The following is a 6,753-nucleotide window of genomic DNA, read 5'->3' as shown; positions in this document are numbered from 1 at the left end:
TAGTACGGGAATGTCCCGTTTAACGGCACATCGGCGTCCCGCGTAAAGTCAGACCAAGTCCCGTTCGGGGCTACCCGCCAACCTTTCGGACACGGGTCGTACGGGCTCTTTACAGAACCATCACCCCAAAGGTCATTGTTCTGATTAGCTGCGTCTTTCGCATACCAGTCATACGGGGTCTGTGCATTGTAAATAAACGTCAACGGGTTCTGTACAGAGTATTTCAATGTACTGTTCTTACCGTATTTATCGGCCGCAAGCGTTACAGAGCCTCCATTGATGTCGTATCTTTTGTAACCAGTCGCATTCAAGTTCGGGCCAGTAGCCTCCGGCAAAACAGTCGTACCATCCGCACCATAAATCTTAATGGTCGTCCCAGTTGCATTCGTTGCATTAATTGTCGATGCATCTACATAAGGCAGCGGGTCTTTCCGTCCCCACTGATAGAACATCCCAAAAGTCTGCCCAAGCGCTTTAGCAGTACTACTTGCCTCTGGTGCTCTATAGTAAGTGTTTACAGCTCCCAGATTCCGGTCCATAATCACCTTATTTCCATTGGTCTGCTGGAATTTACTTCCATATCGATGTACTTGACCAACGGTCGAACCACCTGCAGCAAAAGCTACATTCAATCCAGCCGGATAAGGCTTACCATCCTGACCAAATTTAGGATCAGGTTTATAATTAGTCACCCAAACATGCCAACTCCACAAAATTTGACCGCCCGACGCAGCGTTATACAAAGCAATAACTGCATTCCCGGTTTTATTCACCGAAGACTGTACGGTGAGCAAACCATTCACTTTATCAAGAGTAATATCACTAGCGGTCAAGACCGGTTCATCCTGCCAAAGAATTTCAGCTCTCAGTGCTGCATTTGTCCCCAAAGCCGGCATAGTAGTTTGCCATCCGGCCGTCAGTTTCCGGATATCGAAAGTAATAGCACCATTCTCACCTGTATTCGGAATCAAAATCCCACAGTTGCTACGGTCGAAAGTTTCCTTGGTAATCCGGTGGTCGGCGGTATTGTGGCCTACGATGGTTACTTTGACGGTGTAAACCGAGTTGCGTTCCACGTTAAAGTTACCGCGGTTAGCGGCGGGATTCCCGAGCATCACGGTGTAGTTCAGCAAGGCGCATTCGGCCGGAGATTTCAGGTAACCGGAGAGGTTCACGTAAGTCCCCATCCCGTCAGTTGCAGTAAGAATACGGTCTGCGTCAGTGGTCACACCGGTATTCTGTCCCCGGTAGTTTTCGGGCATGTACCAAACGAGGGTTTTGAAGCCGTCGGCGTCTGCGGTCAAAGCATCCAAGGCGGTCTTCCCTACAGCCGGATAGTCTTTGTGGCTTTCACTCCCAGAAGTAGTCACCTTGGTCGGGAAAACGGTAGTAGCCGAACGCGGTGCCAAGGTGTCGTAAGTATAGGTGGTCGGCACGTTCTTCAATGCCACGTTGTTGATCTCGATATTGGCGCCGGTCACTTTGTATTTCAAGATGATCTTGGCAAAGAGACGGGTCAATTTCACGCCGGTAATTTTGGTGGTACCGTTCACCGGGCCGTTGTAAACGCCGATCATCGGAATGGTCGAGGTGGCGTTGAACTGCCATTCGCTGCTTGCACCGCCGACGTGTTTAGTCAGTTTCAACAAGTCCGCTACGGTAGCTGCATTAGCAGTGGTGAAGGTCGACGGCGAGTGGGTATTGGCCACAAAGAAGACTTTCCCACCAGCCGGTGCGGTGGTCAGGTTCACTGAGAGGTCATACGACCAGTCAGTGGTTCCCGAGCCAGCAGTCCCTGCGTCGGTCACTTCAGTATAATACGGGGTACCGAGCAATTGACCGTTAGCATCATACTGAATGGCCCAGATGTCGGTGATCTTAGAGTCCTGCGCTTTCGGCAGGTCGGCCGATACTTTGGTGTCGACGACTTCAACGTCTTCGCCACCGAAAGAGATCGAGATGGCTTCATCACCCGAAGCGTTCGTTTTGGTACCGACAGTTTCGGCCGCAACCGGCGTCCGAAGGGACTCGGTGGCCAAACTTACCTGAACGGGGGTCTCATTGGGTTTCCCCAATGCGCCTTCCTCCGGCCGATAAATCTCTGATTTCTGGCACGACATGACGCCAAGAACTGCCGCCGATATCGCGAAAATCATTAATTTTTTCATGGTTGGTTAATGTATGTTTTGTTTGTTTTTGTTTTTTTATGTTGTTCGGGTATTACTGTCCAAGCCCGGGTTGATTGTCGTTCACGTCGCCCCAACCGCCGACACCGCCGCCGGGATTCGAACCGCTGCCATTGCCGCCCGGTCGCTGGTCAACATCCACGTCGCCCCAGTTACCCACATCACCACCGGGTTTCGAGCCCGTCGCATTACCGATCGTCCAGTCCGGATTAACCGGTTTCCATCCTCCGATATCTCCGGCGGCGTTATCGTCACCCATCTCGGTCGAGGTGTTGTAACGCTGGAACCACGATCCGACCAATACACCGCCCACATTACCGTCTTCACCCAATTCACCATCCACAGAAACTTTGTTCCACGCCACCACGTCCAAGGTGAATTCGACTTCGGTCTGCTTGAAGTTCATATTATAGGTGTAGTGTTTCCCTTTTTTGTACTCCATCGCAGGGAATTTGGTCTTGAAGAGATAAGCACTGTCACCCAAAGTCAAATAAATGTTCGCCGGTATCGTCGAGGCGTCATCCAGTTTCGGCAAAACGATCCCGAAACCTGTCCGTCCGATCAATTTCGGTTTGGACGGATCCGAATTATCGATCAAGTCGCCGAACGTTTTCATAAGGCAGGTGTCATTGTCGTACCCGCTCCCCGAGGTCAAGTCCGTATTCATCCACCAACCGGCAACGTTCGTAGGCGGGTTCATCCGCCGCAACACAATGCTGTCGACTTTCAATTTCGTGACATCAGCACCGTCCGGCTGCTTGACGTTGAAGGTGACTTTGGAACACTTGTGTTCGAACACCAATGCAACAGTGGAAGCCGACTTGCTGACAGCCCGATTCAACAATGAATCATTGAGCACGTCCATCCCGTGGGTAATCCCATTGACGACATAAGGATTATTATTACTCCCCTTCGAAACAGGCAAGGCCGGCGAATATGCGTAAAAGTCATACGTGCCGTTGTTCAGGCTAATGGCATCCGGCGCCGTCCCGGTCGGATCCACCGTCCCGTCGGCTTTCACCGCACACGGCGTCAGCCCGCCATTCCCATCGGCTACATAGGTACACTGCGCAACGAAATCGTCATATCGCGGATCGGCACCGCCCGAATTATTCGCGTTACGCTTATACGCAAACACACGTACGGTCACATCTTTGTCCAAATTGACGAGCGCCCTGGTCTGAAGCGCCTGCGAAGAGCTGCCCGCCTTGGCAGACACCTCCGCATCCTGATAGGCGATGGAGAAATGTATCGGGACAACGTCGTCGCCCAGATACATCATCTCTCTCCGCTGACAACCGACCACTGCCAACAACAGGGCGGCCGTCATCCATCCATACTTTTTCATGTTACGTATCATCTACGATTATTTCTCCTAACAAATTATCCGACAAAACGTTATCGACGAAAATCCGCCGAAAAACCGCCTTTTCGGGCACTAATTATGTCACAAATGTAAAAACAATATTTTCAACCACCAAACAAAAACCGTCTTAAACACATCAATCAGGGCCTAATAATGAATTTTCCGAATTTCTGACATAAATGCCGCGATCGCGAAACAGCCGGCCTGTTTCGGGCTCTCGCCACCCTCAAAATAGTCATGTCGATAACGCGAAAACGGTGACAAATATTATTCGACAACTATTTTTCCACCCGGCGGTCAGTATTGAAAAAATAACGAAAACGCCTCGTTTTCAGCAAGAAAACGAGGCGTTCGACAGACTAACGAGTATGTCCGAATTTTATGCTTCGGGCCGCCGCAACACTTTTCCGATCAGCCGATCGATGGAGTAACGCCCGGGCCCGCTCACAAACAACACGACGAACATCCCGACATACAACAACGGCAATTCGACGCTCCCCAACCCCGTCCCACCGTGGGTGGTCATCGCCATAATCATCGAGAAAATCATCGGAATCAGAGCGAAACGAGTCAATAACCCGCTGACAACCAAGAGCGAACATCCGATTTCGACCAAAATAATCATCACGAGCGAAACGGCTCCGCCCCACCCGATCGGATCGGGAAAACCGTTCCGCAAAGCGGCATAATGCTCCAACTTAGCCACCCCGTGCACAAACAGGAGGCCGCCGGCGAACAAACGCAACAGCAACAGAGCCAAATCGACATACCGCTCGCTCAGCAAAAAGCCCAGCCACGGATTTCCTTTCGTTTTCATAATTTTTCGTAGGTTTGGTGATACACCCTGCCGTAAATCAAAAAGCGTGCAAAACTTCGCTCCACTCCCCGGGCCGAAATCCGACCCGCACACACGCTCCCGCCACCAGCAGAGGCCGCTTCACCAACATCCCGTCCGTAGCCAGCAAACGAATCATCTCCTCGTCCGACATGCCGCCCAACTTCTCTTTCAGCCCCAAAGCCTTATAGCGCAATCCGCTGGTATTGAAAAACTTCCGCACCGGCAACGCGCTCATCGCCACCCACCGTCGAAACTCCTCTTCGGAGGGCCGAGCCGTCGCTATGTCCCGCAACTCCGCCTCCACCCCCTGCTCCGCTAACCACCTGACCGCCCGGCGACAAGTGTCGCACTTCGGATAATATAAGAGTAATGGCCTCATTTTTGTACATTCGTTTCGTCAGACAAAAATAACGATTCCTCACCAAACTCCGAACCGCATTATGCTGCCCCTGATGTTCATAGACTTCACACTGCCGTTCACCAACCCGGTGCTGAAATTCCTGCTCATCCTGATTATCATCCTCTTCGCCCCGCTGCTGCTCAACAAAATCCGCATTCCCCACCTGTTGGGTCTGATCATCGCCGGCGCCGTCATCGGGCCGTTCGGGTTCAACCTCATGGAGCGCGACAGCAGCATCGTACTCACCGGCACGATCGGACTCCTTTATATCATGTTCCTCGCCGGGCTGGAAATCGACATCGCGGACTTCAAGAAAAACAGCGGCCGGAGCCTGATTTTCGGCCTCTTCACCTTCTGCATCCCGATGGTTCTGGGCATTCTGGCCAGCATCTACCTGCTGAACTTCAACCTCCTGACCTCGATTCTGCTGGCCAGCATGTTCGCCTCCCACACCCTGATCACCTACCCGATCGTCAGCAAACTGGGCATCACGAAAAACCAGGCCGTGACCATCACCGTCGGCGGCACGATGATTACCGACACCCTGGCTCTCCTCGTGCTGACCATCATCGTCGGCCTCTCGGCCGGGTCGGTCGACAACGGATTCTGGATCCGTCTGGGCCTCTCGCTGACCCTCTTCGGCGCTATCGTGCTCATCCTCTTTCCGTTGCTGGGACGGTGGTTTTTCAAGCGGTTCCACGACAACGTCTCGCAATACATCTTCGTGCTGGTCGTCGTCTTTCTGGGGGCCTTTCTGGCCGAAACCGCCGGTATCGAGCCGATCATCGGCGCCTTTCTGGCCGGTCTGGCGATGAACCGGTTGATTCCGCGCACCTCGCCGCTGATGAACCGGATCGAATTCGTCGGCAACGCCCTCTTCATTCCCTTCTTCCTGATCGGCGTGGGGATGCTGATCGACTACCGCGCCTTTTTCAAAGACTTCGAGACGATCAAAGTAGCCATCGTGATGACCGTCGTGGCGACCCTAGCCAAATTTCTGGCCGCCCTGGCCACCCAGAAAAGTTTCCGTTACACCGCCGACCAGCGCCGCCTGATCTTCGGACTGAGCAACGCCCAGGCCGCCGCCACACTGGCCGCCGTAATGGTCGGCTACGGCATCGTCACCGGCCACACCGAGACGGGCGAGCCGATCCGCCTGCTGAACGACAGCGTGCTGAACGGCACGATTCTGATGATCCTAATTACGTGCACCATCGCCTCGTTCGCCACCCAGCGCGGCGCCGGGAACATCGCCCTGTCCGAAGCCTCGAACACCGCGCAGGATTCGGAAAAAAATCTCCCCAAGGAACGGATTCTGATTCCGGTGGGCTACCCTGCCACCGCCGAAGAGCTCGTCCACCTGAGCGTCACCATCCAATCGAAAGGCAACCGGGACGGCCTCTACGCCCTGCACGTGGTTCCGAACGCCACCACCGACAGCACAGCCGACCGGCAGGGGCGTCGTCTGCTGGAACGGGCCGTAATGACCGCCGCCGCCACCGACAACGAGATGCAGGAGTTGCTGCGCTACGACTCGGACATCGCCAACGCCATCGTCAGCACGCTTCACGAACAGAAAATCACCGACCTGATCCTCGGCCTGCGCCCCGAACGGGAGGGCGAACCGTTCGTTCCGTTCCCCAGCGCCACCATTGACAGTGTACTGACCCAGAATAACATCACGACCCTGATTTACAAGCCCGTCCAACCGCTTTCGACCGCCGGCCGGCTACTGGTTTTCGTTCCGGATCGGGCCGAAAAGGAGTTGGGATTCGCCCTCTGGATACGGAAAGTGTGGAACATGGGTCGCAATACCCATACGAAAGTGGTCTTCTATGCCTCCTCCTCTACGTTGAGCCAGATTCGCCTCCAGACGAAAAATCCGATCGAAGCGGAATTCCACGTGTTCAACGACTGGGACGACTTCCTGATTCTGTTCCGCGAAGTGCGCGCCAACGACATC

The 6,753-nt window shown here is 53.8% G+C and carries 5 protein-coding genes; 1 reads left to right on the top strand and 4 read right to left on the bottom strand.

The window, feature by feature from the left end:
* From Q9S52_RS09130 to Q9S52_RS09115, 4 genes are all read right to left on the bottom strand, one after another.
* Positions 1–2,168: DUF4906 domain-containing protein (locus Q9S52_RS09130; RefSeq protein ID WP_304708889.1), on the bottom strand; the 2,168-nt coding region annotated here is incomplete at its 3' end.
* 52 nt (positions 2,169–2,220) lie between these two features.
* Positions 2,221–3,546 carry a fimbrillin family protein gene (locus Q9S52_RS09125; RefSeq protein ID WP_304708888.1) on the bottom strand — a complete coding sequence of 442 codons (1,326 nt, stop codon included), beginning with the start codon at positions 3,544–3,546 and terminating at the stop codon, positions 2,221–2,223.
* A 385-nt stretch (positions 3,547–3,931) separates the two neighbouring features.
* Positions 3,932–4,369 (bottom strand): DoxX family protein, encoded by a 438-nt coding sequence (locus Q9S52_RS09120; protein ID WP_294593863.1) that lies wholly within the window; start codon positions 4,367–4,369, stop codon positions 3,932–3,934.
* 37 nt (positions 4,370–4,406) lie between these two features.
* On the bottom strand, positions 4,407–4,769 hold the full coding sequence (locus tag Q9S52_RS09115; RefSeq protein WP_304708887.1) for an arsenate reductase family protein: 363 nt from the start codon (positions 4,767–4,769) through the stop codon (positions 4,407–4,409).
* A gap of 73 nt (positions 4,770–4,842) precedes the next feature.
* Between Q9S52_RS09115 and Q9S52_RS09110 the strand changes: the two genes are divergently transcribed.
* On the top strand, positions 4,843–6,753 hold a 1,911-nt coding region (locus tag Q9S52_RS09110), incomplete at its 3' end, for a cation:proton antiporter (protein WP_304708886.1).

Source organism: uncultured Rikenella sp., from assembly GCF_948810725.1.
Taxonomy (GTDB): Bacteria; Bacteroidota; Bacteroidia; order Bacteroidales; family Rikenellaceae; genus Rikenella.
The sequence above is the reverse complement of the archived record's forward strand: the minus strand, read 5'-3'. Positions and strand labels throughout refer to the sequence as shown.

What these genes read in the sequence shown, in the direction of transcription:
- Q9S52_RS09125 (WP_304708888.1), bottom strand. Translation starts at nt 3,546, where the DNA reads ATGATACGTAACATGAAAAAGTATGGATGGATGACGGCCGCCCTGTTG.
- Q9S52_RS09120 (WP_294593863.1), bottom strand. Translation starts at nt 4,369, where the DNA reads ATGAAAACGAAAGGAAATCCGTGGCTGGGCTTTTTGCTGAGCGAGCGG.
- Q9S52_RS09115 (WP_304708887.1), bottom strand. Translation starts at nt 4,769, where the DNA reads ATGAGGCCATTACTCTTATATTATCCGAAGTGCGACACTTGTCGCCGG.